Annotated in this window: 23 protein-coding genes; all 23 read left to right on the top strand. The window is 68.4% G+C overall.

Features of this window, described 5'->3' with window-relative positions; genetic code table 11:
• The first annotated feature begins 8 nt into the window (after positions 1-8).
• The 23 genes from fliF to ACSYAO_RS09685 all read left to right on the top strand — a co-directional run bounded on the left by fliF (position 9) and on the right by ACSYAO_RS09685 (position 24,990).
• Positions 9-1,655, top strand: a complete 1,647-nt coding sequence (fliF, locus tag ACSYAO_RS09795; RefSeq protein WP_049460594.1) for a flagellar basal-body MS-ring/collar protein FliF — start codon at positions 9-11, stop codon at positions 1,653-1,655.
• A gap of 7 nt (positions 1,656-1,662) precedes the next feature.
• Entirely contained in the window at positions 1,663-2,649 is a 987-nt protein-coding gene (gene fliG / locus ACSYAO_RS09790) for a flagellar motor switch protein FliG (protein WP_024958226.1), read from the top strand.
• Positions 2,646-3,287 (top strand): FliH/SctL family protein, encoded by a 642-nt coding sequence (locus ACSYAO_RS09785; RefSeq protein WP_049460592.1) that lies wholly within the window; start codon positions 2,646-2,648, stop codon positions 3,285-3,287. Before fliG ends, ACSYAO_RS09785 begins: the two co-directional genes overlap by 4 nt.
• On the top strand, positions 3,284-4,669 hold the full coding sequence (locus tag ACSYAO_RS09780; RefSeq protein WP_049460591.1) for a FliI/YscN family ATPase: 1,386 nt from the start codon (positions 3,284-3,286) through the stop codon (positions 4,667-4,669). The genes ACSYAO_RS09785 and ACSYAO_RS09780 overlap by 4 nt, the downstream gene beginning before the upstream one ends.
• 3 nt (positions 4,670-4,672) lie before the next feature.
• Entirely contained in the window at positions 4,673-5,140 is a 468-nt protein-coding gene (gene fliJ / locus ACSYAO_RS09775; protein ID WP_005413256.1) for a flagellar export protein FliJ, read from the top strand.
• Positions 5,140-6,303 (top strand): flagellar hook-length control protein FliK, encoded by a 1,164-nt coding sequence (locus tag ACSYAO_RS09770; RefSeq protein WP_012480108.1) that lies wholly within the window; start codon positions 5,140-5,142, stop codon positions 6,301-6,303. Before fliJ ends, ACSYAO_RS09770 begins: the two co-directional genes overlap by 1 nt.
• Before the next feature lie 215 nt (positions 6,304-6,518).
• Positions 6,519-7,034 carry a flagellar basal body-associated FliL family protein gene (locus tag ACSYAO_RS09765; protein ID WP_012480107.1) on the top strand — a complete coding sequence of 172 codons (516 nt, stop codon included), beginning with the start codon at positions 6,519-6,521 and terminating at the stop codon, positions 7,032-7,034.
• 10 nt (positions 7,035-7,044) lie between these two features.
• Complete coding sequence (fliM, locus tag ACSYAO_RS09760) at positions 7,045-8,049, top strand: flagellar motor switch protein FliM (RefSeq protein ID WP_005409544.1); 1,005 nt, start codon at positions 7,045-7,047, stop codon at positions 8,047-8,049.
• Positions 8,046-8,381, top strand: coding sequence for a flagellar motor switch protein FliN (gene fliN / locus ACSYAO_RS09755; RefSeq protein WP_005409543.1), 336 nt, complete (start codon positions 8,046-8,048; stop codon positions 8,379-8,381). The genes fliM and fliN overlap by 4 nt, the downstream gene beginning before the upstream one ends.
• A complete protein-coding gene (gene fliO / locus ACSYAO_RS09750; RefSeq protein WP_012480106.1) occupies positions 8,378-8,797 on the top strand; it encodes a flagellar biosynthetic protein FliO in 420 nt (139 codons plus the stop codon). The genes fliN and fliO overlap by 4 nt, the downstream gene beginning before the upstream one ends.
• 1 nt (position 8,798) lies before the next feature.
• Positions 8,799-9,578: a flagellar type III secretion system pore protein FliP gene (gene fliP, locus ACSYAO_RS09745; RefSeq protein ID WP_005409541.1), complete on the top strand. Its 780-nt coding sequence runs from the start codon at positions 8,799-8,801 to the stop codon at positions 9,576-9,578.
• 82 nt (positions 9,579-9,660) lie between these two features.
• Positions 9,661-9,930: a flagellar biosynthetic protein FliQ gene (locus ACSYAO_RS09740; protein WP_005413254.1), complete on the top strand. Its 270-nt coding sequence runs from the start codon at positions 9,661-9,663 to the stop codon at positions 9,928-9,930.
• A gap of 13 nt (positions 9,931-9,943) precedes the next feature.
• On the top strand, positions 9,944-10,735 hold the full coding sequence (fliR, locus tag ACSYAO_RS09735; RefSeq protein ID WP_005409539.1) for a flagellar biosynthetic protein FliR: 792 nt from the start codon (positions 9,944-9,946) through the stop codon (positions 10,733-10,735).
• Between the two features lie 164 nt (positions 10,736-10,899).
• A complete protein-coding gene (locus ACSYAO_RS09730; RefSeq protein WP_099596034.1) occupies positions 10,900-13,035 on the top strand; it encodes a putative bifunctional diguanylate cyclase/phosphodiesterase in 2,136 nt (711 codons plus the stop codon).
• A gap of 116 nt (positions 13,036-13,151) precedes the next feature.
• Positions 13,152-15,401, top strand: a complete 2,250-nt coding sequence (locus ACSYAO_RS09725) for a CocE/NonD family hydrolase (protein ID WP_099596033.1) — start codon at positions 13,152-13,154, stop codon at positions 15,399-15,401.
• Positions 15,402-15,485: 84 nt separating this feature from the next.
• Positions 15,486-16,616 (top strand): flagellar biosynthesis protein FlhB, encoded by a 1,131-nt coding sequence (gene flhB / locus ACSYAO_RS09720; protein WP_012480102.1) that lies wholly within the window; start codon positions 15,486-15,488, stop codon positions 16,614-16,616.
• 44 nt (positions 16,617-16,660) lie between these two features.
• A complete protein-coding gene (gene flhA, locus ACSYAO_RS09715; protein WP_169449112.1) occupies positions 16,661-18,721 on the top strand; it encodes a flagellar biosynthesis protein FlhA in 2,061 nt (686 codons plus the stop codon).
• 145 nt (positions 18,722-18,866) lie between these two features.
• Complete coding sequence (flhF, locus tag ACSYAO_RS09710; RefSeq protein ID WP_012480100.1) at positions 18,867-20,489, top strand: flagellar biosynthesis protein FlhF; 1,623 nt, start codon at positions 18,867-18,869, stop codon at positions 20,487-20,489.
• Positions 20,476-21,363, top strand: coding sequence for a MinD/ParA family ATP-binding protein (locus tag ACSYAO_RS09705; RefSeq protein ID WP_005409532.1), 888 nt, complete (start codon positions 20,476-20,478; stop codon positions 21,361-21,363). Before flhF ends, ACSYAO_RS09705 begins: the two co-directional genes overlap by 14 nt.
• The gene (locus ACSYAO_RS09700; RefSeq protein WP_005413248.1) at positions 21,360-22,103 is read left to right on the top strand and encodes an RNA polymerase sigma factor FliA; all 744 of its coding nucleotides are present in this window, start codon (positions 21,360-21,362) and stop codon (positions 22,101-22,103) included. The genes ACSYAO_RS09705 and ACSYAO_RS09700 overlap by 4 nt, the downstream gene beginning before the upstream one ends.
• Before the next feature lie 57 nt (positions 22,104-22,160).
• Positions 22,161-22,553: a chemotaxis response regulator CheY gene (gene cheY / locus ACSYAO_RS09695; RefSeq protein ID WP_005413247.1), complete on the top strand. Its 393-nt coding sequence runs from the start codon at positions 22,161-22,163 to the stop codon at positions 22,551-22,553.
• Positions 22,553-23,158: a protein phosphatase CheZ gene (locus ACSYAO_RS09690; protein ID WP_012480099.1), complete on the top strand. Its 606-nt coding sequence runs from the start codon at positions 22,553-22,555 to the stop codon at positions 23,156-23,158. The genes cheY and ACSYAO_RS09690 overlap by 1 nt, the downstream gene beginning before the upstream one ends.
• Positions 23,159-23,160: 2 nt before the next feature.
• A complete protein-coding gene (locus ACSYAO_RS09685) occupies positions 23,161-24,990 on the top strand; it encodes a chemotaxis protein CheA (protein ID WP_012480098.1) in 1,830 nt (609 codons plus the stop codon).
• The last annotated feature ends 67 nt before the right edge of the window (positions 24,991-25,057 follow it).

Raw genomic sequence — 25,057 nt, 5'->3', positions numbered from 1 at the left:
ATTGACGCATGGCACTGACGCTCTCCAAGGACAGCCTGAACGCCGAGAAGGCCGGGCAATGGTTCGACCGCCTGCAGAGTCTGCAGATCACCCGTCGGCTGGGCCTGATGGCGATGATCGCGGTGGCGGTGGCGGCAGGCCTGTCCGTGTTCTTCTGGTCACAGAAGCCGGGCATGGTCCCGCTGTACACCGGCCTGGACCAGAAGGCGACCGCTGAGGCGACCGACCTGCTGCGCGCCGCGCAGATTCCGTTCGCGCTCGATCCGGCCACCGGTGGCATCACCGTCCCGGAAAAGAACCTGCACGACGCCCGCCTGAAGCTGGCCGGCTCCGGCCTGACCGACAGTGGCAAGCTCGGCTTCGAGCTGATGGAACGCGACCCGGGCTTCGGCGTCAGCCAGTTCGTGGAAAGCGCGCGCTACCAGCACGCGCTGGAAACCGAGCTGTCGCGCACCATCAACACGCTGCGCCCGGTACGTGATTCACGCGTGCATCTGGCCATTCCCAAGCCCAGCGCCTTCACCCGCCAGCGTGACGTGGCCAGCGCCTCGGTCACCCTGGAACTGCGGGGCGGCCAGCAGCTGGAACGCAGCCAGGTGGACGCCATCGTGCACATGGTCGCGGCCAGCATTCCGGACCTGGCGCCGGAACGGGTGACCGTGGTCGACCAGAGCGGGCGCATGCTCAGCATCACCGACCCGAACAGCGAGGCGGCGGTCAACGCCGCGCAGTTCGAGCAGGTGCGGCGCCAGGAAACCTCGTTCAACCAGCGCATCCGCGAGCTGCTGGAGCCGATGACCGGCCCCGGCCGCGTCAACCCGGAAGTGAGCGTGGACATGGACTTCTCGGTGACCGAGGAAGCCCGTGAGCTCTACAACGGTGAACCGCAGAAGCTGCGCAGCGAGCAGATGAGCGAGAACACCAGCAGCACGCCGGGTCCGCAGGGCGTGCCGGGTGCCACCAGCAACAGTCCGCCGGGCCAGCAGGCCGCGCCGGCCACCGCGCAGACCCCGACCGAAAGCAGCAAGAACGCCACCCGCAACTACGAGCTGGACCGCACCCTGCAGCACACCCGCCAGCCGGCCGGCCGCATCAAGCGCGTGTCGGTGGCGGTGCTGGTGGACAACGTGCCGCGCGCCGGCGCCAACGGCAAGATGAGCCCGCAGCCGCTGTCGGCCGCCGAACTGACCCGCGTCGAGGCGCTGGTCAAGCAGGCCGTCGGCTTCAACGCCGAGCGTGGCGACACCGTGTCGGTGATGAATGCCCCGTTCGTGCGCGAGACCACGCCCGAACAAGGCCCGGCCTGGTGGGAGCTGCCGTGGGTGCACGATGCCGGCCGCATGCTGCTGGGCGCGGTGGTGGTGCTGGCGCTGCTGTTCGGCGTGCTGCGTCCGGCGCTGCGCGCGATCACCGGCCAGAGCAGGAAGGCAGACGAGCAGGCGCTGGAGCCGCATACGGCGGATGTGCAGCTGGTCGATGACGATGGCATTGCGCTGCCAGCGCTGGGCACCGACCGGGCAAGCCTGGGCGGACCGGATGCGCTCGCACTGCCGGTGGATTCATATGAGGAACGACTGCGGATGGCGCGTGAAGCCGTGAAGACCGACTCCAAGCGCGTGGCCCAGGTGGTCAAAGGCTGGGTGGCCAATGACTGAGGCACAACTGACCGGAGTACAGCGCGCGGCCGTGCTGCTGCTTTCGCTGGGTGAGCTGGATGCGGCCGAAGTGCTGCGCCACATGGAACCCAAGGAAGTACAGAAGATCGGCATCGCCATGGCCACCATGACCGACATCACCCGCGAGCAGGTGGAGCGGGTGATGGACCAGTTCGGCCAGGAACTGGGCTCGAAGACCTCGCTGGGCGTGGGCTCGGATGACTACATCCGCAACATGCTGGTGCAGGCGCTGGGCAGCGAGAAGGCCGGCAACCTGATCGACCGCATCCTGCTCGGCCGCAACACCACCGGCCTGGACGCGCTGAAGTGGATGGACCCGCGTGCAGTGGCCGACCTGGTGCGCAACGAGCACCCGCAGATCATCGCCATCGTGATGGCGCACCTGGAAACCGACCAGGCCGCCGACGCGCTGAAGCTGCTGCCGGACCGTACCCGCGTGGATGTGCTGCTGCGCATCGCCACCCTCGACGGTATTCCGCCGAACGCGCTCAATGAACTCAACGAGATCATGGAGCGCCAGTTCGCCGGCAACCAGAACCTGAAGTCGTCGAACATCGGCGGCGTGCAGTGCGCGGCCAACATCCTGAACTTCATGGACAGCGGCCAGGACCAGGCAATCCTGGGCGAAATCGCGCGCATCGATGCGCCGTTGAGCAACCGCATCCAGGACCTGATGTTCGTGTTCGACGACCTGGTCGACCTGGACGATCGCGAGATGCAGCTGGTGCTGCGCGAGGTGAGCGGCGAGCGCCTGGGCCTGGCCCTGCGCGGCGCCGACATCAAGGTGCGCGACAAGATCACCCGCAACATGTCGCAGCGCGCGGCCGAGATCCTGCTGGAGGACATGGAAGCCCGCGGCCCGGTGCGCCTGTCCGACGTGGAAGGCGCACAGCGCGAGATCCTGGCGATCGTCAAGCGCATGGCCGATGAAGGCACCGTCACCATCGGTGGCAGCGCGGAGGCCATGCTGTGAGCAACGTCGTGCGCTGGCTTGCCCCGGACCTGCTGGCCCAGCCCGAACCGGTACTGGAGCAGGAGGGTGCGTTCGAACTCACCGAGCCGGATCCGGAACACGATCCGGAGCCGCCGCTGCAGCTGCCGACCCTTGAAGAGATCCAGGCGATCCAGGACAGCGCCGAGAAGGAAGGGTTCGAACAGGGCCATGCCGACGGCTACGGCCAGGGCCAGGCCGAAGTACGTCGCCTCGCCGCGCAGATCGAAGGGATCCTGGACAACTTCAGCCGGCCGCTGGTGCGGCTGGAGAACGAAGTGGTCGGTGCACTCGGCGAACTGGCGGTGCGCATCGCCGGCGCACTGGTCGGCCGCGCCTACGAAGCCGAGCCGGCACTGCTGGCGCAGCTGGTCGGCGAAGCGATCGACGCCGTGGGCGGCAGCACCCGCGAGGTTGAAGTGCGGCTGCACCCGGATGACATCGCTGCCCTCGCCCCGCTGCTGAACCTTTCACCGGTGCAGCGCCTGGTACCGGATACCAGCCTCAGCCGTGGCGACCTGCGCGTGCACGCCGAAGCCGTGCGCATCGACGGCACCCTGGAAGCCCGCCTGCGCGGGGCCCTGGATGCGGTGATCCGCCAGACCGGAGCCACCGCATGAGCGTCGGACCGCAAACCACTCCGCCGCCGGCCGACTGGGCCGTAGCCCGCAACCTGCGCCTGGCGCGGCGCCTGGATGGCCTGCGCGTGGACACCGCGCATGGTCGTGGCCTGATCCGCGAGGGCGTGTTGCGCCGTGCGGTCGGGCTCACCCTGGAGGCGGTCGGCTGCGAAGCGCCGCTGGGTGCCAGCTGCAAGGTGGAAGTGGTCGATGGTGGCTGGGTCGACGCCGAAGTGGTCGGCTTCGCCGGCGAGCGCACCTACCTGATGCCCAGCGCCGAACTGCATGGCCTGCTGCCCAATGCCCGGGTGGTGCCATCGGCGCGCCGGGGCGGCGTGGAAGTGGGCGAAGGCCTGCTCGGCCGCGTCATCGACAGCGACGGCGTGCCGCTGGATGGCAAGGGCCCGATCCGCGCCGAAGGCCATGTTGGCATGGCCGGCGTGTCGATCAATCCGCTGGCGCGTGAACCGATCACCCAGCCGCTGGACGTGGGCGTGCGCGCGATCAACGCGCTGCTGCCGATCGGCCGCGGCCAGCGTGTCGGCCTGTTCGCCGGCTCCGGCGTCGGCAAGTCGACGCTGCTGGGCATGATGACCCGCTACACCGCCGCCGACGTGATCGTGGTCGGCCTGATCGGTGAACGCGGCCGCGAAGTGCGCGATTTCGTCGAGACCACGCTGGGCGAGGAAGGCCTGCGCCGCGCCGTGGTGGTCGCCAGCCCTGCCGACCGGCCGCCGCTGGCGCGTCTGCATGGTGCCTACCGCTCCACCGCCATTGCCGAGTGGTTCCGCGACCAGGGCCTGAACGTGCTGCTGCTGATGGACTCGCTGACCCGCTTCGCCCAGGCGCAGCGCGAGATCGGCCTGTCGGTCGGCGAACCGCCGACCACCCGCGGCTATCCGCCGTCGGTGTTCGCCAAGCTGCCGGCACTGGTCGAACGCGCCGGCAATGGCGCCAAGGGCCGTGGCTCGATCACCGCGTTCTACACGGTGCTGACCGAAGGCGATGATCCGCAGGATCCGATCGCCGATGCCGCGCGCGCGATCCTCGACGGCCACATCCTGCTCTCGCGCCGCGTGGCCGACAGCGGCTTGTACCCGGCCATCGACGTCGAGTCGTCGGTCAGCCGCGTGGTCACGGAAATCGCCGACGAACCGTGGCGCCTGCGCATCCGCAAGTTGAAGCGACTGGTCTCGGCCTATTCGGCCAACCGGGACCTGATCGCGATCGGTGCTTACCAGCGCGGCAACGACGCGGCCACCGACGAAGCCCTGGAACGCTGGCCGGAAATCATGGAGTTCCTCGGCCAGGACGTTGCCAAGGCCGCAGATCTCCCTCACAGCCAGGCGGCGCTGCAGCGCCTGGTGGAACAAGAGAGTTAAGCCATGAATCAGTCCAAGCGCATTGATCCCCTGCTCAAGCGGGCCCAGGAACACGAGGACGCGGTTGCCCGCGACCTGGCCGAACGCCAGCGCGTGCTCGATACCCATCTATCGCGACTGGACGAACTGCGCCGCTACGCCGAGGAGTACGCCAACGCTCAGATGGCCGCCACCAGCCCGGCGCAGCTGCTGAACCGACGCGCTTTCCTCGACCGGTTGGACAGTGCCGTTGAACAGCAGCAGGCCACGGTCAATGGCAACCGCGAAAAGGTGGAAGCCGAGCGCGCCCGGCTGATCCTGGCCAGCCGTGACAAGGCCGTGCTGGAACAGCTTGCCGCCAGCTACCGGGCGCAGGAAAAAGTGGTGACCGACCGCCGCGACCAGCGCGAGATGGACGATATCGGTGCGCGCCGCGCGCGCCTGGTCCAGGCCGAAGACCAGGACGGCACCGAGCAGGGAGGTCGCTCGTGATGCCCTCCCCACTCGCCGGCAGTGCCAACCCTGTCACGCCGGCCACCAGCAACAGTGCGGCGCGCGGCCCGCGCAGCGAAGGCGGAAAGGACTTCAGCCAGCTGCTGCAGGACGGCGCGCCCTCTGCACCCGCCCCTGCCGGCAGCGCCACCACGCCGTCGCCATCCACGTCGAGCCAGCCGTCGACCACAGACAGCAGTGGCCAGGCACCAGGCGAACGCAGCGACGCCGAAGCGGTAACCGCTGAAGCGCCGCCGCTGCCGCCCGTTGCCGTGACCCCGGCTGCACCCGCTACCGACAAGGACAAGCCCGCCGCGACCGAAGACGCCCCTTGGCCGCCGCTCGGTCTGGCCGGCCTGGTGCTGGCGATGCCGACGCCCGTGGATGCGGCCGCTGCCCTGCCGACCACCGCTGCACCGTCGCAGGCCAGCGACGGCAGCGCACTGCCCGTTGCCCCTGCCGCGAACCCGGCACTGCCTGCAACCGCGCCAGCAGCGGCCACCGCAGCCGCAGCGACGGCCGACGGCAAACCGGCGGCGACCAGCGCGGACGATGCCAGCGCGCTGCCACTGCCGGAGATGATCCTGCCCGGCAAGCGCAGCGAGCGCGGCGAAGGCAGCGACGTGGCTGTCCTCGGCGACCGCGCCAGTGCACCACTGCTGCATGCACCGGCGGGGGCCGCCGTACAGGACCTGAAGGCGGCGCTCGCCACCGGCAACGCGATCTTCAATGGCGAACCCACACCGAAGCCCGTGCTGGGTGACGACGGCTTCGACCAGGCCATCGGCGCACGCCTGGGCTGGCTGGCCGACCAGAAAATCGGCCACGCCCACATCCGCCTGAGCCCGGACGACATGGGCCCGGTGGATGTTCGCCTGCAGTTGAACGGCGACAAGGTGCATGCCAGCTTCAGCAGCCCGCACGTGGACGTGCGACAGGCTCTGGAAAGCAGCCTGCCGCGCCTGCGCGAGCTGCTGGGCGAACAGGGCTTCCAGCTGGCACACGCTGATGTTGGCCACCAGGCCCCGGGGGGCGACGGCAATGCGTCGGGAGCATCTGGCAACGGTGGGACCGCCGGTGACGGAGAACCGTCGCCGGGCGACACCAACGTGTCGTCCGCACAGCTGATCCGCCAGCGCGGGTTGCTGGACGCCTACGCCTGACAGGCGTGCCAACCAAGGTTGGCACCCACCAGAGCGGGGCGGTTGGCACCCACCAGGGCGATGCGGTTGGCACCGGCCAGTATCGCGTTGGTGGGTGCGGAGCTTGCTCCGCACGGCCCCACCGCCCCCCGACGGAATTCCGTCGCACCCCTCTGCCCCGCCTTCGGCACACCCCTTGCATATCCCGGTGAAGCAACCCTCAGGAGCTTCACCCCGTGGCCGCAGCCGCTGACAAAACCAAGAAGACCGCCGAGAAGGACAAGGCCGCCAAGCCGCGCAGTCCGATCCTGATCACCGCGCTGGTGGCCGTACTGGCCGCCGCTGCCGCCGGTGGCGGCGTCTGGTTCTTCACCCAGTCCAAGCACGAAGACAAGGCCGCGCAGGCCCCGAAGAAGACCACGACCCCGGCACCGGCCCAGTATTTCGCGCTGGACCCGGCCTTCGTGGTCAACCTCAACGGCCCGGTCGACGGCCCGCGCTACCTGCAGCTGGAAGTGCAGCTGATGACCCGCGACCCGGCTGCGCTGGAAGCGATCAAGACCCATGCACCCGCCATCCGCGCACGCCTGCTGATGCTGTTCTCGCAGGTCAGCCCGGACCAGATCGCCGATGTCGCCGGCAAGCAGAAGCTGCAGGCTGCGTCGCTGGCCGAAGTGCAGAAAGTGCTCAAGGCCGAGACCGGCAGCAATGGTGCCGACGACCTGCTGTTCACCAGCTTCGTGACCCAGTAAGGGCCCACCGATGAATGATCTGTTGTCCCAGGACGAGATCGATGCCCTGCTCCACGGCGTGGACAGTGGCGCGGTCGAAACCGATCCGGAACCGCCGTCAGGCGAAGCGCGCTCGTACGACTTCGCCAGCCAGGACCGCATCATCCGCGGTCGCATGCCGACCCTGGAAATGGTCCACGAGCGTTTCGCGCGCCTGTGGCGGATCGGCCTGTTCAACCTGATCCGCCGCTCGGCCGAGCTGTCGGTGCGCGGCATCGAGCTGATCAAGTTCAACGACTACATGCACTCGCTGTATGTGCCGACCAACCTGAACCTGATCCGCTTCAAACCGCTGCGCGGTACCGGCCTGATCGTGTTCGAGCCGACCCTGGTGTTCGCCATCGTCGACAACTTCTTCGGTGGCGACGGGCGCTACCCCACCCGCATCGAAGGCCGCGAGTTCACCGCCACCGAAATGCGGGTGATCCACCTGCTGCTGAAGCAGACCTTCGCCGACCTGCGCGAGGCCTGGGCACCGGTGATGGACGTCGACTTCGAGTACATCAACTCGGAGATCAACCCGCACTTCGCCAACATCGTGACGCCACGCGAATACGTCGTGGTGTGCCGCCTGCACGTCGAACTCGATGGCGGCGGTGGCGACATCCACGTCACCCTGCCGTATTCGATGCTGGAGCCGATCCGCGAGCTGCTCGACGCAGGCATCCAGAGCGACCGCAACGACCGCGACGAGAGCTGGGGCAAGACCCTGCGTGAACAGCTCAACATCGCCGAAGTCACCCTGTCCAGCGTACTGGCCAGCAAGCGCATGACCCTGCGTGACCTGACCCAGCTGAAGGTCGGCGACATCCTGCCGATCGAGCTGAGCCCGCAGGTGCCGGTGTGCGTGGAGAACATCCCGGTGTTCACCGGCGAGTTCGGCATCGCCAACGGCATGAACGCCGTGAAGATCACCGCTACCCATCCGCCGGGCACCCGCCCGCGCGTACCCGTCATCCAGGAAGACCCGCAATGAACGATATCGACGCCCTCGAACCCACTCCGGCCCAGTTCAGCAGCCTGCAGGCCGATGAGGCGAACGGCCCGGACCTGAACCTGGACGTGATCCTCGACGTACCGGTGACGCTGTCGCTGGAAGTCGGTCGCGCGCGCCTGCCGATCCGCAACCTGCTGCAGCTCAACCAGGGTTCGGTGGTGGAACTGGAACGTGGTGCCGGCGAGTCGCTGGATGTGTTCGTCAACGGCACCCTGATCGCCCATGGCGAAGTGGTGGTGATCAATGACCGCTTCGGCGTGCGCCTGACCGATGTGGTCAGCCCGAGCGAGCGGATCCGGAGACTGCGTTGAGCCTGCTGGCCTCCACCCTGCTGGCGGTCGGCAAGACCGCCGCTCCGGCCGGACCGCAGATCGGCCAGCACGCAGCCGCCGCACCGAGCCTGTTCGGCGCGGTGCTGGCGCTGCTGGCAGTGCTGGCGCTGGTCATCGGCCTCGGCTGGCTGCTCAAGCGCCTGCCCGGCAGTGGTTTCCGCCCGGCCGAAGGCATGAAGGTGGTGGCCAGCCTGAGTGTCGGTGCCAAGGAGCGCGTGGTGGTGGTCGAGGTCAACGGCCAGCAGCTGCTGCTGGGCGTCACCGCCGGCGGCATCAACACCCTGCACACCCTGCCCGAACCGCTGCCGCCGCCCGCGCCCGTGCGCGTGCCGGACTTCAAGAATCTTCCGAGTTTCGCCCAGCTGCTGCAGCAGCGGCTGCGCAAGGACCCCTGACATGCGTGTCACCCGTACCCGTCTTGCCACCCTGATGCCGTGGCTGCTGATGCTCGCCCTGTGCCTGTTGCCGGCACTGGCCTTCGCTGCACCCGGCGCACCGACCACGCCACTGCCGGACATCAACGTCGGCAAGATCGGTGGTGCGCCGGTCAGCCTGCCGCTGCAGACCCTGCTGCTGATGACGGCGATCACCCTGATCCCGTCGATGTTGCTGGTGCTGACCTCGTTCACCCGCATCATCATCGTGCTGGGCCTGCTGCGCCAGGCGCTGGGTACTGGGCAGACGCCGTCCAACCAGGTGCTGCTGGGCCTGGCCCTGTTCCTCACCGCGATGGTGATGATGCCGACCTGGGACAAGGCCTGGAGCACCGGCATGGCGCCGTACCTCAACGGCGAGATCGACTTCCAGACCGCCTGGACGCTGACCACCACGCCGTTGCGCGGCTTCATGCTGGCGCAGATCCGGGAGACCGACCTGATGACCTTCGCCGGCATCGCCGGGCACGGCACCTACGCCAGCCCCGACGCGATCCCGTTCCCGGTACTGGTCGCATCGTTCGTCACCAGCGAACTGAAGACCGCCTTCGAAATCGGCTTCCTGATCTTCATCCCGTTCGTGATCATCGACCTGGTCGTGGCCAGCGTGCTGATGTCGATGGGCATGATGATGCTGTCGCCGATGCTGGTGTCGGCACCGTTCAAGATCCTGCTGTTCGTGCTGGTGGATGGCTGGGTGCTGACCGTGGGTACGTTGGCGGCGAGCTTCAATCCGGCGTGATTGAGAGGTAGTCGGGCATGGCTCGGCTCTACAGAAGCACAGTCGAGCGCGGCTCGACTCCACACAAGCAGATGGACCCCGAATGTCTCCCGAACTTGCCTTGACCGAACTGCGTGGCGGCCTGATCACCGTGTTGTGGGTGGCCGGCCCTCTGCTGCTCACCGTGCTGGTGGTGGGCGTGGTGGTGGGCGTGGTGCAGGCCGCGACCCAGCTCAACGAACCGACCATCGCCTTCGTTGCCAAGGCGGCGGCACTGACCGCGGTGCTGTTCGCGCTGGGCAGCCTGCTGATCGGCCACCTGGTTGAATTCACCACGCTGCTGTTCCAGCGCATTCCACACCTGATCGGCTAGGACACGCGCCTCGATGGACGCCGCCACCCAGATGGCTGCCGACGGCCTGCAGGCCTTCGGCATGATCGGCACCGTGCTGTGGACCATGCTGCGCATCGGCGCGGTGGCCATGGCCATGCCCATGGTCGGCACCCGTGCGGTGCCGGCACGGATCCGCGTGATCCTGGCCGGTACCCTTGCCATCGCGTTGGCACCGCTGCTGCCGCCGGTTCCGGACTGGACCGGCTTCGATGCTGCCACCGTACTGACCATCGCCCGCGAGCTGGCCATCGGCGTGTCCATCGGCTTCCTGCTCCGGCTGGTGTTCGAGGCCGGCGCGATGGCCGGCGAACTGATCGCCCAGGGCACCGGCCTGGCCTTCGCGCAGATGAGCGACCCGCTTCGTGGTGGCACCTCCGGCGTGATCGGGCAGTGGTTCTACCTGCTGTTCGGCCTGCTGTTCTTCACCGCCAACGGCCATCTGGCGCTGATCTCGCTGGTGGTGGACAGCTACCGGGCGCTGCCGATCGGCGCCCCGCTGCCGGACCCGCACGCCTTCTTCAGCATCGCTCCGACCTTCCTGCTGACCGTGCTGCGCGGCGCACTGACCCTGGCCATTCCACTGACCGTGGCGATGCTGGCGGTGAACCTGGCCTTCGGCGTGCTGGCGCGTGCTGCCCCGGCACTGAATCCGATCCAGCTGGGCCTGCCGGTCTCACTGCTGCTGGGCCTGTTCCTGCTGGCCCTGCTGGCCGGGGAAATGGGTCCGCCGGTACAGCGCCTGTTCGATGCCGCCTTCCAGGCTGCGGACGCGGTCACACACTGACCCGATCATCACGTTTTACTGCTTGCCCTTCCCCCGGGTCTGCGCGCTAGAGTGAATGCGCGGCAACCGGGGGGATGCCGCACGTGGCCGCCGCCCTGCGTCGGCCTGCCTCATGCATGCCCCACCGTGGTTTCCGTCGACAGGCAGGTCCGGGAGACTGACGAATGCTGGTAGGCACGTACAACCCGTGGCTGGTGGCGATCTCGTTGCTGGTTGCCGTGATGGCGTCATACACCGCGCTGGCGATGGCCGGGCGCACGGTCACCGCACCCGGCAAGGGCGCGGCCTGGTGGTGGCGCCTCGGTGGTGGCTTCGCCATGGGCCTGGGTATCTGGTCGATGCACTTCATCGGCATGCTCGCCTTCGACCTGCCCATTCCGCTCGGCTACGACCTGCCGATCACCCTGCTCTCCCTGGCCCTGGCCATCGCCTCATCGGTGTTCGCGCTGTGGCTGGTTTCGCTGCGCACCCTGCCGCACCCACGCCTGGCCGGCGGGGCATTGCTGATGGGTACCGGCATTGCCGGCATGCACTACGTCGGCATGGCGGCGATGCGCATGCAACCCGGCATCGACTATGACCCGGGCTGGCTGCTGTTCTCGCTGATCGTGGCGGTCGCCGCCTCATGGACTGCGTTGTACGTAGCCTTCCGCCTGCGCGCGCAGCGCACCCGTGTCGGCGACCGGCTGGCAGCCGCTGGCCTGCTCGGGCTGGCCATCGTTGGCATGCACTACACCGGCATGGCCGCCGCACGCTTTCCGGAAGGCAGCATCTGCGGCGCGGCGGTCGGCGATGGCCTGCAGAACGAGTGGCTGGCGATGCTGGTAGTGGTGCTGACGGTCGCGATCCTCGCGGTGGTGCTGGTGGTGTCCTGGCTGGACCAGCGGGTGGAGGCGCAGCTGCTACGACTGCGCAATTCCATGCTGAGCACTTCGTTGACCGATGCGCAGCAGGAACTGACCCAGGCCGCACTGCATGATCCGCTCACCCGCCTGCCCAACCGCCTGCTGTTGCAGCGCCGCATCGTGCAGGCACTGGCCGAGGCCGAACAGGGCGGCAGCCGCTTCGCGGTGATGTTCATGGACCTGGACGGCTTCAAGCAGGTCAACGATGCCTATGGCCACCAGGCGGGTGACGCATTGCTGGTGGCGGTGGCCGAGCGCACCCGCCAGCTGCTGCGCCCGCATGACATGCTGGCGCGCCTGGGCGGCGATGAGTTCGTGCTGGTGGTGCGCATCGAGCACGATGAGGATCTGCCAACCCTCGCCCGGCGCATCCTGCAGGCGGTCGGCAGTGGACCGCTGCTGCCGGACAACGAACTGCAGGTAACCGCCAGCATCGGCGTGGCGATCTGCCCGGATCACGCCGCCAGCGAGCGGCAGCTGATGGCCTTTGCCGACGCGGCGATGTACCAGGCCAAGGAATCCGGGCGCAACGCCTTCGTGCTGTTCGCCGACTGGATGAATGACAGCGCCGAACAACAATTCCGGCTGCTGGCCGACCTGCGCCGGGCCATCGGCAGCGAGCAGCTGTTCCTGCACTACCAGCCCAAGATCCGCGTGGCCACGCAGAAGGTGGCCGGTGCCGAAGCATTGATCCGCTGGCACCACCCGGAGCATGGCCTGATTCCGCCCGATCGGTTCATCCGCCTGGCCGAGCGCAGCGGTGCCATCAACGATATCGGGCGCTGGGCACTGGACCAGGCCTGCCTGCAGCTGCGGCGCTGGCACGATGCCGGTCACGAAGGCTGGTCGATGTCCGTGAACCTGTCGCCGGTGCAGTTCAGTTCGCCGCACCTGCTGCAGGATGTGCGCGCGGTGATCGAACGCCACAACATCGCCCCGCGCCACCTGGTGCTGGAAATCACCGAAAGCACGGTGATGCGCGATACCGACACCAGCCTGCGCCTGCTGCAGGCGCTGTCGGCGCTGGGCGTAGGCATCTCCATCGATGACTTCGGCACCGGCTATTCCAGCCTGCTGTACCTGAAGCGGCTGCCAGCCACCGAGATCAAGATCGACCATGCGTTCGTGCGCGACCTGGAACACAGTGCAGAGGACGTGGTGATCGTCTCGGCGATCGTGGCGCTGGGCCATGCGCTGGACATGGACATCGTCGCCGAGGGCGTGGAGACCGCCGCCCAGCGCGCCTACCTGGAGCGCCTGGGCTGCGACTACCTGCAGGGCTACCTGCTGGGACGGCCGGTCGATGCGGCGCGCTTCATGCAGCTGCACGACCTGCCCCGGCCGCGGGTGGAACTGGCGCAGAGCCCGCCGCCCAGCGACAACGCGCCCCGGTAGCGCCGAGCCTGCGCTCGGCTCCCGCCGGACACGGCCCGGCGCTACCATTGGTTGGCCTTCGGTAGATCCACGCCATGCGTGGATGCGCCGTTCCACCCTCATCCAAGGAAGCGCCCGTGGCCCTACGCACCACTCTTGCTGGCCTGTTGCTGGCCCTTGCTGTCGGCCACGCCAACGCCGCTGATCTGCCGTGGTCATTGCCAGCCGATGCTTCCCCGGCCCAGGTCGACGCTGCCCTGCAGGCCCTTGGCAAGGGCATGCTGAAGTCGCCCAGCCTGACCGATGCACAGCGCGGCCACGCGTTGGTGGCGGCGGGCCAGACGGCCGAAGCGCGGCGATCGATCCAGCAGGCACGCGCATCGCTTGCAAGCGACGGTGATACCGCAGCAGTGCAACGCTGGGTACCGATGCTGCTGCTCGTCACCGCCGGCGAGCAGGACGCAGCGGAGTATGCGCGCGCCTTCCACGCCACCTTCGCCGCCCTCGACGACGTTGCCGCGGTGCAGGCCGGTGCCGCACTCTCGGTTGAGCCAGCCCCGGTGCGCGCCCAGCTGGAGCAGGCCGTCGCGGCACAGGCGGGGGCGACGACCATTGCCGAGGCTGTCGCCCTGGAACTGCTGCGCCTGCGGGCGGCACTGCGTGCGCAGACCCTGGCCGCTGCCCTGGCCCCTCCGCTGGTCGCGGCGGAAGAGCAGCGCCGCTTCGCCATCGACGACGCATTGCGCATCCCCGTTGGCGATGGCGTCGTGCTGTCGGCGCAGCTGGCCCGCCCTCGCGCCGCATCGGTGCCCCTGCCTGCGGCCATGCTGTTCACCATCTACACCGATCCACCCAAGAACCGGCAGAAGATGCTGCTGGCCGCCGCGCATGGCTACGCCGGCATCGTGGTCGATGCGCGCGGCAAGGGCCAGGGCAGCGGCACCATCGCCCCCTACGAGCATGACGGCGCGGACGCCAACGCGGCCATCGACTGGATCAGCCGCCAGCCATGGAGCGATGGCCGGGTGGCCATGTATGGCGGCAGCTACGAGGGCTTTACTGCCTGGGCGGCGGCGCGCCATCACCATCCCGCATTGAAGACCATCGTGCCCTACGTTGCCGCCATCCCCGGCCAGGGCCTGCCGATGGAGAACAACGTGTTCCTGAGTGCCAACTACGGTTGGGCGTTCTATGTGGCCAATGACCCGATGCTGGACAACGACACCTACAACCAGAACGAACGCTGGTCACAGCTGCCCCGCCGCTGGTATGCCTCCGGCCGCCCTTACCGGCAGATCGACCAGATCGACGGCACGCCCAACCCCTGGCTGCAGCGCTGGCTCGATCACCCGACGTACGATGCCTACTGGCAGTCGATGGTTCCCTATGGCGACCAGTTCGACGACATCCGCATCCCGGTGCTGACCATCACCGGGTACTACGACGACGGCCAGATCTCGGCACTGCAGTACTTCAAGGACCACCTGCGGCACCGCCCCGATGCCGACCATGCCCTGCTGATCGGCCCCTACGACCACCGCGGTGCGCAGTCGGCGCTCAAGCCGATGCAGCTACGTGGCCATGAGCTGGATCCTGTCGCGCAGTTCGACACGCCCGCACTGACCTTCCAGTGGCTGGACCATATGCTGCGCGGCGCCCCTCGCCCGGCGCTGGTGCCTGACCGCGTGAACTACCAGCTGATGGGCGCCAATCGCTGGGGGCATGCGGCAACACTGGACGCCGCCGCGGGTGCCCACCGCCGCTACCACCTGTCGGCTGCACCCGCTTCGCCCGATGGCTACCACCGCCTGCAGGAACAGCCGCCAGCGCCGGGCCAGCTGGGGCAGACCGTGAACATGGCCGACCGCAACGAAATGCGGCACGGCTACTACCCGTTCCCCATCGTCGCAGCACAGGATGAAGCCGACACCGCGCTGGCCTATGTCTCGGAACCCTTCACCGGCCCCATGGACCTGGTAGGCAGCTTCTCCGGAGACCTGAAGGTACGGATCAACAAGCGCGACTTCGATTTCACCGTCACCCTGTACGAGCTGATGGCCGATGGACACCGGATGCAGCTGTCCTATTACATGGGCCGGGCCAGCCACGTGCGTGACCCGGGTACGCGCCAGTTGCTGCAGCCCGGCCAATGGACCCACCTGCCCTTCGATCGCACGCGCATGGTCGCCCGCCGCCTGGCTGCCGGCAGCCGCCTGCTGGTGAAGGTGGATGTGCTGAAGGACGCCATGCACCAGGTCAACCACGGCAGCGGCCGCGATGTCAGCGACGAATCGGCCGCTGATGGGGGCACCCCGCTGCAGGTGGATTGGCACAGCGACAGTGTTCTGACGATTCCCCTGCGCCCCGCCAGCGACTCCCTACAGTAGATCCATACCATGCGTGGATAGGCAACGGCCCATCACGGAACACTTCTTGCACGCACCCCGGCATCCCCTGCCGCAGTGCCCGTGATGTCCGAGAACGAATCCGCCGGCGAAAAGACCGAACAACCTACCGAAAAACGCCTGCGCGACGCCCGTGAACAAGGCAACCTGCCGCGCTCGCGCGAACTTGGCACCGCCGCCGTGTTCGGTGCCGGCGTGCTGGCGGTGATGGCCATGAGCGGCTCGATCGGCCGTGGCGCCAGTGCCTGGATGAAGCACGCGCTCAGCCCGGAACAGGGCCTGCGGCAGAACCCGAAGGAACTGTTCGGCCACTTCGGCGACCTGCTGCTGCAGTTCATGCTGGTGATCGCACCGCTGGTGCTGGTCTGCCTGCTGGCCAGCTTCGTCGCCCCGTTGGTGATGGGCGGCCTGCGCTGGTCGCAGAAGGCGTTGCTGCCCGACATCAACCGCATGAACCCGATGAGCGGGCTCAAGCGCCTGTATGGCCCGGAGGCGATTGCCGAATTCACCAAATCGCTGCTGCGCGTGGCCTTCGTCGGCGTCGCCGCAGGGCTGGTGGTCTGGACCGGCTTCGACACCCTGCGCGGGCTGATCCACCACCCGCTGGAAACCGCCATCACCGATGGCCTGGGCTTCACCCTGCGCCTGCTGCTGGCCACCGCCGGCGCGATGCTGGTGCTGGCCGCCATCGATGCGCCCTACCAGCGCTGGAACTGGATGCGCAAGCTGAAGATGACCCGTGAAGAGCTGCGCCGGGAAATGAAGGAGAGCGAGGGCAGCCCCGAGGTGAAGGGCCGCATCCGCCAGCTGCAGCAGCAGATGGCCAACCGTCGGATGATGGAAGCGGTACCCACCGCCGACGTGGTGGTGGTCAACCCGACGCACTACGCGGTGGCCCTGAAGTACGAGGGTGGGACCATGAATGCTCCCACCGTGGTCGCCCTGGGCGTGGACGAAACCGCCCTGCGCATCCGTGAGGTCGCCGACGGCAACAAGGTCGCGATCGTCTCCGCCCCGCCTTTGGCACGCGCCTTGTATCGGGAAGGCCAACTCGGAAAGGAAATCCCCGTGAGACTGTATTCGGCCGTCGCCCAGGTCCTGTCCTACGTCTACCAGCTGCGCGCCTGGCGCACTGGCCCGATGCCGGACGCCCCGCACATCCAGGTGGATGAATTCGGCAAGGGGGGCCGCCCGTGAGCGCCCAGCCCTCCGCCGGCTTCAACACCCGCCGTGCCCTGGAAATGATCCGCCAGGGCCTTGGCGCGCCGCTGATCGTGCTGGCCCTGCTGGCCATGGTCGTGGTGCCGCTGGCCGCGCCGGTGCTCGATGCGCTGTTCACCTTCAACATCGCCATCTCGCTGATGGTGCTGCTGGCGGTGGTCTACGTGAAGCGCCCGCTGGACTTCACCATCTTCCCGATCGTGCTGCTGATCACCACCATGCTGCGGCTGGCGCTGAACGTGGCCTCCACCCGCGTGATCCTGCTCAACGGCCAGAACGGCCACGACGCCGCCGGCAAGGTCATCGCCGCCTTCGGCGAATTCGTGATCGGCGGCAACTATGCGGTCGGCATCGTGGTGTTCGCGATCCTGACCATCATCAACTTCGTGGTCATCACCAAGGGCGCCGGCCGCGTTTCGGAAGTGACCGCGCGCTTCATCCTCGACGCGATGCCCGGCAAGCAGATGGCGATCGACGCCGACCTCAACGCCGGTTTGCTGACGCGTGAAGAAGCCAAGCTGCGCCGCGAGGAAGTGCGCGAGGAAGCCGACTTCTACGGCGCGATGGACGGCGCCAGCAAGTTCATCCGCGGTGACGCCATCGCCGGCATCCTGATCCTGTTCATCAACATGCTCGGCGGCCTGGCCGTGGGCGTGTTGCAGCATGGCATGCCGTTCGGCGAAGCCGCTGCCACCTACACCCTGCTGTCCATCGGTGACGGCCTGGTGGCGCAGCTGCCGGCCCTGCTGGTCTCCAGCGCGGTGGCGATGCTGGTGACCCGCGCCTCGCGCTCGCAGGACATGGCCCAGGCGATGACCGGCCAGGTGTTCGGCCAGTACCGCGCGCTGGCGATCACCGCCGGCATCATCGGCGTGGTCGGCCTGGTGCCGGGCATGCCCAACGTCGCTTTCCTGACGCTGGCCGCTATCCTCGGCTTCATCGCCTGGAAGGTCTACCGCAAGGGCAAGGCCGCAGCCACCGACCCGGCAGCCGCCGGCAATGACGCGGCCGCACTCAACGCACTCGGCCGCCCGGCGGCACCTGCGCCGACCGCCGAACTGAGCTGGGACGAGCTGCGCCCGGTCGATCCGCTGGGCCTTGAGGTCGGCTACCGGCTGATCCCGCTGGTGGACAGCAACCAGGGCGGCGAACTGATGGCGCGCATCAAGGGCGTGCGCCGCAAGCTGACCCAGGACGTCGGCTTCCTGATTCCCTCGGTGCACATCCGCGACAACCTGGAACTGCCGGCCAACGGCTACCGCGTGCTGGTGCATGGCGTGCCAGTGGCCACCGCCGAGATCCACCCGGACCGCGAACTGGCGCTGGACCCGGGCAGCGCGCTGGGCACCCTGGAGGGCATTGCCGGCAAGGATCCCGCGTTCGGCCTGGATGCCACCTGGATCCAGCCGCACCAGCGTGCCCAGGCTGAAACGCTGGGCTACACCGTGGTCGACCCGGCCACCGTGGTGGCCACCCACCTCTCGCACCTGATCCGCGAACATGCGCCGGAACTGCTCGGCCACGAGGAAGTGCAGCACCTGCTGGCCAACCTGGCCAAGAGCGCGCCCAAGCTCGTCGAAGATCTGACGCCGAAGGCGCTGCCGCTGTCGGCAGTGGTGCGCGTGCTGCAGAACCTGCTGGTCGAGCGCATCCCGATCCGACAGCTGCGCAAGATCGCCGAAGCGCTGGTCGAACACGCGCCCAGCAGCCAGGACCCGGCGGTGCTGACCGCTGCCGTGCGCACCGCGCTGGGCCGCTTCATCGTGCAGGAGATCGCCGGAATGTCGGCGGAGCTGCCGGTGTTCACCCTCAACCCGCAATTGGAACGTGTCTTGCAGGAGTCCACGCAGGGCAACGGCGCCGCGCTGGAACCCGGACTCGCAGAGCGACTGCACCAGAGCCTGGCCGAATGTGTCAGCAAGCAGGAAGCGCGAAACGAGCCGGCGGTCGTGCTGGTACCGGGCCCGGTGCGCGCCGCGCTGGCGCGCCTGGTCCGCCACAGCGTTCCGTCGTTGTCGGTCCTGGCCTACAGCGAGGTGCCGGAGGACAAGCGCCTGAAGCTGGTCGGAACGATCAGCTGACGCCGCCCACCGATGCGCCAGAAAACAGACACCACCTTCGAACCAACGCAACAGACAGATACCAAGGGGAACCCGCACCGTGCAGACCACCGACCACCCGAGTTCTCCGACCGCCACCCCGCCGTCTTCGTCCCGTGACCACAGCATGAAAATCAAACGATTCGTCGCCGCCGACATGCGCTCGGCCATGAACCTGGTGCGCAAGGAACATGGTCCTGACGCCGTGATCCTGTCCAACCGCCGGATCGAGGAAGGCGTCGAGATCGTCGCCGCGGCCAACTACGACGAGAGCGCCGTGCAGCGTGCACTGGAAGCCTCGCGCCGTGATGTCGCACCGCCGCCGGCTCCCAAGCCGCGCACCGCTGCTGACGCGGTGATCGCCGCGGTCACCCGCCGCCGCAGCGCTGCCCCGGCGCCGGAGCCGGTGGCCGCCACCACCTCGGCCGTGGCCGCCCTCGCCCGTGCGGCCGTGGGTGCCACCGGCCGCACCTTGGACAGCGCCGACGAGATCGTGCCGACCCGCGGCAGCACCGGCTTCGCAGCCACCCTGGCGCGCGCCGCCGTCAACGAACCGGCGCTGCCCGAACAGATCTTCGCCCCGTTCGCCGAGGCCATCGTCGCACCGGGCCCGGCCGTCACCGCGCCGGCCAACCGCGCCCGCTTCCAGCTCGACCCGCCGCACGACACGCATCACGAAAGCGTGCCCCCCGCCGTGCAGCCGCCGCCGCTGCCGGGCGCTGCCATGGCCGATGTCCAGCCTGACATCGCCGCCAGCGAAACGGCAGCGCTCGAAGCCGCCGGCGAAGCCAGCCCGGCCCCCATGCTGGCCCCGGCACCGACGCTGACCGTGGTTGCCCAGGACGACGCCGAGATCCGCCAGCTGCGCCAGGAAGTGGCCGGCATGCGCCAGGTGATCGAGCGCGAGATGAACCGCTTCACCGACGAGCGCCTGCGTGGCAGCCCGGTGCGCGCCACCGCGCTGGACCTGATGGACGAGTACGGTTTCGACGCCGGGCTGGCCCGCGACGTGGCCATGCAGATCCCGCTGGAGACCGAAGCCCATCGTGGCCGCGGCCTGATGCTGGGGCTGATCTCGCGCAAGCTGCCGATCGCCCCGGTCGACCCGCTGGAAGAAGGCGGCGTGATCGCCCTGGTCGGCCCGACCGGCGCCGGCAAGACCACCACCATCGCCAAGCTGGCCTCGCGCTTCGCCGAGAAGCATGCGCCGCGCGATGTGGCCCTGGTGACCACCGACACCACCCGCATCGGCGCCCGCGAGCAGCTGTACGGCTACGGCCGCCAGCTCGGCATCGCGGTGCACGAGGCCAACAGCGGCACCGACCTGGACCAGCTGCTGGAACGCCTGAAGGACTACAAGCTGGTGCTGATCGACACCGCCGGCCTGGGCCCGCGCGACCGCGCGCTGGCCGCGCAGCTGCAGTGGCTGCGCGCCGCCCGCCAGGTACGCACCCTGCTGGTGCTGCCGGCCAACACCAGCTTCGGCGACATGGACGAGGTGGTCCGCCGCTTCGGCGCCGCCAACCTGCAGGGCCTGGTGCTGAGCAAGCTGGACGAGACCGGCCGCTTCGGCAACGCCCTGTCAGTGGCCGTGGACCACGCCCTCCCGATCAACTGGGTGACCGATGGCCAGGACGTTCCGGAGGACCTGCACCGGGCCAGTGCGGCCAATCTCGTACTTCGCCTTGAAGATTTGCGCCGCGCGGCCGATATGCCCTGCAACCCGGAGTTGAACCATGCCGTCGCGTGAGTACGCCAAGCTGACCAAGACCTTCCCGCTGTCGGCCACCCGCAGCGAGCCGCTCGGCCCTGTGCGCACCATTGCCGTCACTGGCGGCAAGGGCGGCGTGGGCAAGACGAATGTGTCCGCCAACCTGGCGGTGGCACTGGCCGGGATGGGCAAGCGCACGCTGCTGCTGGACGCCGACCTGGGCCTGGCCAACATCGACGTGATCCTGGGGCTGAACCCGACCTTCACGCTGGCCGACCTGGTCGCCGGCCGCTGCTCGCTGGACGACGTCATCGTCGAAGGCCCGAACGGCGTGCTGGTGGTGCCGGCCGCGTCCGGCCGCCGGCACATGGCCGAGCTGGCCCCGGCCGAGCACGTCGGCCTGGTCAACGTGTTCTCCGAGCTGGAACGCGAACTGGACATCATGGTGGTGGACACCGCCGCAGGCATCACCGACGGCGTGCTGACCTTCTGCCAGGCCGCGCAGGACACCGTGGTGGTGGTCTGTGACGAGCCGGCCTCGATCACCGACGCCTACGCGCTGATCAAGGTGCTGTCGCGCGAACGCGGCGTGGACCGCATCCAGGTAGTGGCCAACATGGTGCGCGACCCCAACGAGGGCCGCGTGCTGTACGAAAAGCTGACCCGCGTGTGCGAGAAGTTCCTCGCCGATGTCTCGCTGAACTACCTGGGCTGCGTGCCGCAGGACGACTGGCTGCGCCTGTCGGTGCAGCGCCAGCAGCCGGTGGTGAAGGCCTACCCGTCCAGCCCGGCCGCGCTGGCGATCACCGAGATCGCGCGTCGCACCGCACGCTGGCAGGCGCCGACCGAACCGCGTGGCGGCGTCGAGTTCTTCCTCGAGCGCATCCTCAAGCAGCGCGGGGTGGCCGCATGAAAGGCGCAGCCCAGTACAGGGAAGTCCAGCGCTCGGCGGCCAACGAGGTCATCGCCCAGCATTCGGACCTGGTGCGGCGCATCGCCCACCACCTGGCCGCCCGGTTGCCGGCCAGCGTTGAAGTGGACGACCTGATCCAGGCCGGCATGATGGGCCTGATCGAAGCGTCGCGCAGCTACGACGCCGACCAGGGCGCCTCGTTCGAGACCTATGCCTCGATCCGCATCCGCGGTTCGATGATCGACGAGATCCGCCGTGGCGACTGGGTGCCGCGCTCGGTGCACCGCCGTGCACGCGATGCCGCCGCCACCATCCGCCGCCTGGAACAGAGCAGCGGCCGCGCCGCCAGCGCCACCGAAGTGGCCGCAGCGATGGAGATGCCGCTGCCCGAATACCTGCGGTTGATGGAAGACGCCGCCCGTGGCCAGGTGCTGAGCCTGGAGTCGCGCATCGAGGACCAGGGCGAGCTGGACACCGTCGCCCAGGGCGGCCCGACCCCGCAGCAGGTACTGGAGCGTGGTGAGTTCGGCCGCGAGCTGGGCAAGGCCATCGGCCACCTGCCCGAGCGCGAACAGCTGGTGCTCTCGCTCTACTACGAGCAGGAACTGAACCTGAAGGAGATCGGCGCGGTGCTCGGCGTGAGCGAGTCGCGGGTCTGCCAGATCCACGGCCAGGCGGTGCTGCGCCTGCGTGGCCGGCTCAAGATTTTCGAGGCGGCGGACGCCGGCCTGGAAGAATGAACATGCCCGAGGCGGCTGCCCCCGGCCGCCCGGAATGAACAACAAAGGAACTCTGCTTTGAACAAGAACATGCGCATCCTGATCGTCGATGACTTCTCGACCATGCGTCGGATCGTCAAGAACCTGCTGGGCGATCTGGGCTTCACCAATACCGCCGAAGCCGAGGACGGGCATGCCGCGCTGTCGCTGCTGCAGAGCCAGCCGTTCGATTTCGTGGTCACCGACTGGAACATGCCGGTGATGACCGGCATCGAGCTGCTGAAGGCGATCCGTGCCGATGCCAAGCTGAAGACCCTGCCAGTGCTGATGGTCACCGCCGAAGCCAAGCGCGAACAGATCATCGAAGCCGCCCAGAACGGCGTGAACGGCTACATCATCAAGCCGTTCACTGCGCAGACGCTGGAAGAGAAGCTCGGCAAGATCTTCGAACGCCTGGCGGCCAGCGCCTGATGGATACCACGGTCGACAAGAGCGCCCTCTCCCTGCGCCTGCAGGAAGCCCTGGACGCACTCGAGTCCGGTGACGAGGCCGCCTGGCGGCAGCGCATCGACGGACTGGTCGCGCTGCGTACGCAGCCGATGATGAGCGGCCTCTCGCGGCTGGCCCGCGAGCTGGGGCAGGCACTGGGTGAGCTGCCGACCGTGCCCAGCGAGGCCGGTGAGCTGGACGACGCCTGCGCACGCCTGGACCACGTGGTGGCAATGACCGAACAGGCCACGCACCGCACCCTGGACCTGGCCGAGGAATGCCGCAGCCTGACCGAACAGCTGCGTGCTGAAGGCCTGCAGCCGGGCCAGGACGCGCAGCTCGAGCGCATCCGCCACAACCTGACCGAGATCGCCCTGACCCAGAGCTACCAGGACCTGACCGGGCAGATCATCCGTCGCGTGGTCGGCATCGTCCGCCGCGTGCACGAGGGCTTCGGCGCACTCGGCCTGCCGCCGGAACAGCATCGCACCGACCCGGAACTGGCCGGGCCGGCACTGAAGGGACTGGACCGCCACGCGGTCTCGCAGAACGACGCCGACGACCTGTTGTCGGATCTGGGGCTGTAAGCATGAGCGCGGTATCCGACGACATCACTGCCGATTTCATCATCGAGGCACAGGAAATCCTGGATCGCCTGGGCGAACAGCTGGTGTCGCTGGAGCAGGCACCGCAGGACACCGAGCAGCTCAACGCCGTGTTCCGTGGATACCACACGCTCAAGGGCGGTGCCGGCTTCCTTGGCGTTACCGCGATGGTCGAACTGTGCCACGCCGCTGAAGAGGCCCTGGGCATCGCGCGTGCCGGGCAGGCGGTGCTGCAGGCCCACCACTTCGACGCCGCCCAGCAATCGCTGGACTACCTGCAGTCGATGCTGGACGCCGTGTCCTCCGGCACCGAGCCAGGCTATGCGCCGCCGGACCTGATCGCGCAGTTCGACATGAACGGTGGCACTGCCGCGCCGGTCGCTGCGGCCGCCCCTGCGGCAGCTGGCAGCGACCTGATCACCGACGACGAATTCGAGGCCCTGCTCGACCAGCTGCATGGCGGCAACGCACCGACCGCGGTCGCGCCGGCCAGGAAGGCCGACGACGGCCTGATCAGCGAAGACGAGTTCGAAGCGCTGCTGGACCAGCTGCACGGCGGCGCTGCGCCAGGCGCGAAGCCTGCTGCCACCGTCGCGGCGGCACCTGCCGCTGCACCGCGCCCAGCGCCCGTACCGGCGCCCGCCGCCAAGCCGGCGCCCAAGCCGATGGCCGAGGCCGAGCACACCGTGCGCGTGGACACCAAGCGCCTGGATGCGATCGTCAACCTGATCGGCGAACTGGTGCTTTCCCGCAACCGCCTGAAGACCCTGCGTGCACGCCTGCGCGACGAGGAGCTGGACCGCGCCGTATCGACGCTGGACATCGCCACTGCCCGCCTGCAGTCGGCGGTGATGCGTACCCGCATGCAGCCGGTGGGCAAGGTGTTCTCGCGCTTCCCCAAGGTCGCCCGCGACGTCGCCCGCTCGCTGAAGAAGGAAGTGGACCTGGAGCTGGTCGGCGCCGAAACCGAACTCGACCGCAACCTGGTCGAAGCACTGGCCGATCCGCTGGTGCACCTGGTCCGCAACGCCATCGACCATGGCGTGGAAATGCCCGACCTGCGCGAAGCACAAGGCAAGCCGCGGATGGGCCATGTACGCCTGTCGGCGCAGCAGGAAGGCGACTACGTCAGCATCGAGGTGCAGGACGATGGCGCCGGCATCGACCCGGAGAAGCTGCGCGCGAAGGCGCGTGAGAAAGGCCTGATCGATCCGGAAGCCGCCGCCCGCCTGAGCAGCGAGGAATGCCTGCACCTGGTGTTCCTGCCCGGCTTCTCGACCAAGCAGCAGGTCACCGACATCTCCGGCCGTGGCGTCGGCATGGACGTGGTGCAGTCGCGCATCCGCGAACTGAGCGGCCAGATCCAGATCCAGTCGGAACTGGGTCGTGGCAGCCGCTTCCTGATCCGCGTGCCGCTCACCCTCGCGATCCTGCCGACCCTGCTGGTGCAGGCCGGCGAGGACGTCTACGCGCTACCGCTGGCACGCGTGATGGAAGTGCTGCACGCGCCGCGCACCTCGCTGGGCTGGTTCGATGGCCGCGCCGTGCTTGATCGCCGCTCGCACACCCTGCCGCTGGTCGACCTGCGCCAGTGGCTGGATGTGACGCCGGCCGCGTCAACCCTGCTGACCATCGTGGTGCTGCAGGCCGGCGAAGCGCGCTTCGGCCTGGTCGTGGACCAGGTGCGCGGGCGCGAGGAAGTGGTCATCAAGCCACTGCCAAAAGCCCTGCGCGGCCTGCGCGGTTATGCCGGTGCAACGTTGATCGGCGATGGTCGCATGGCACTGATCCTGGACGTGGACGGCATACGCTGAACGCCGCCGGGCATGGCCCGGCGACCCGAAAACTGTGACTACCGTCTGTACGCATTCTCCCGGTGTC

It is taken from the genome of Stenotrophomonas sp. STK16_22 (assembly GCF_051984505.1).
In the GTDB taxonomy this organism is placed as follows: Bacteria; Pseudomonadota; Gammaproteobacteria; order Xanthomonadales; family Xanthomonadaceae; genus Stenotrophomonas; species Stenotrophomonas maltophilia_A.
The sequence above is the reverse complement of the archived record's forward strand: the minus strand, read 5'-3'. Positions and strand labels throughout refer to the sequence as shown.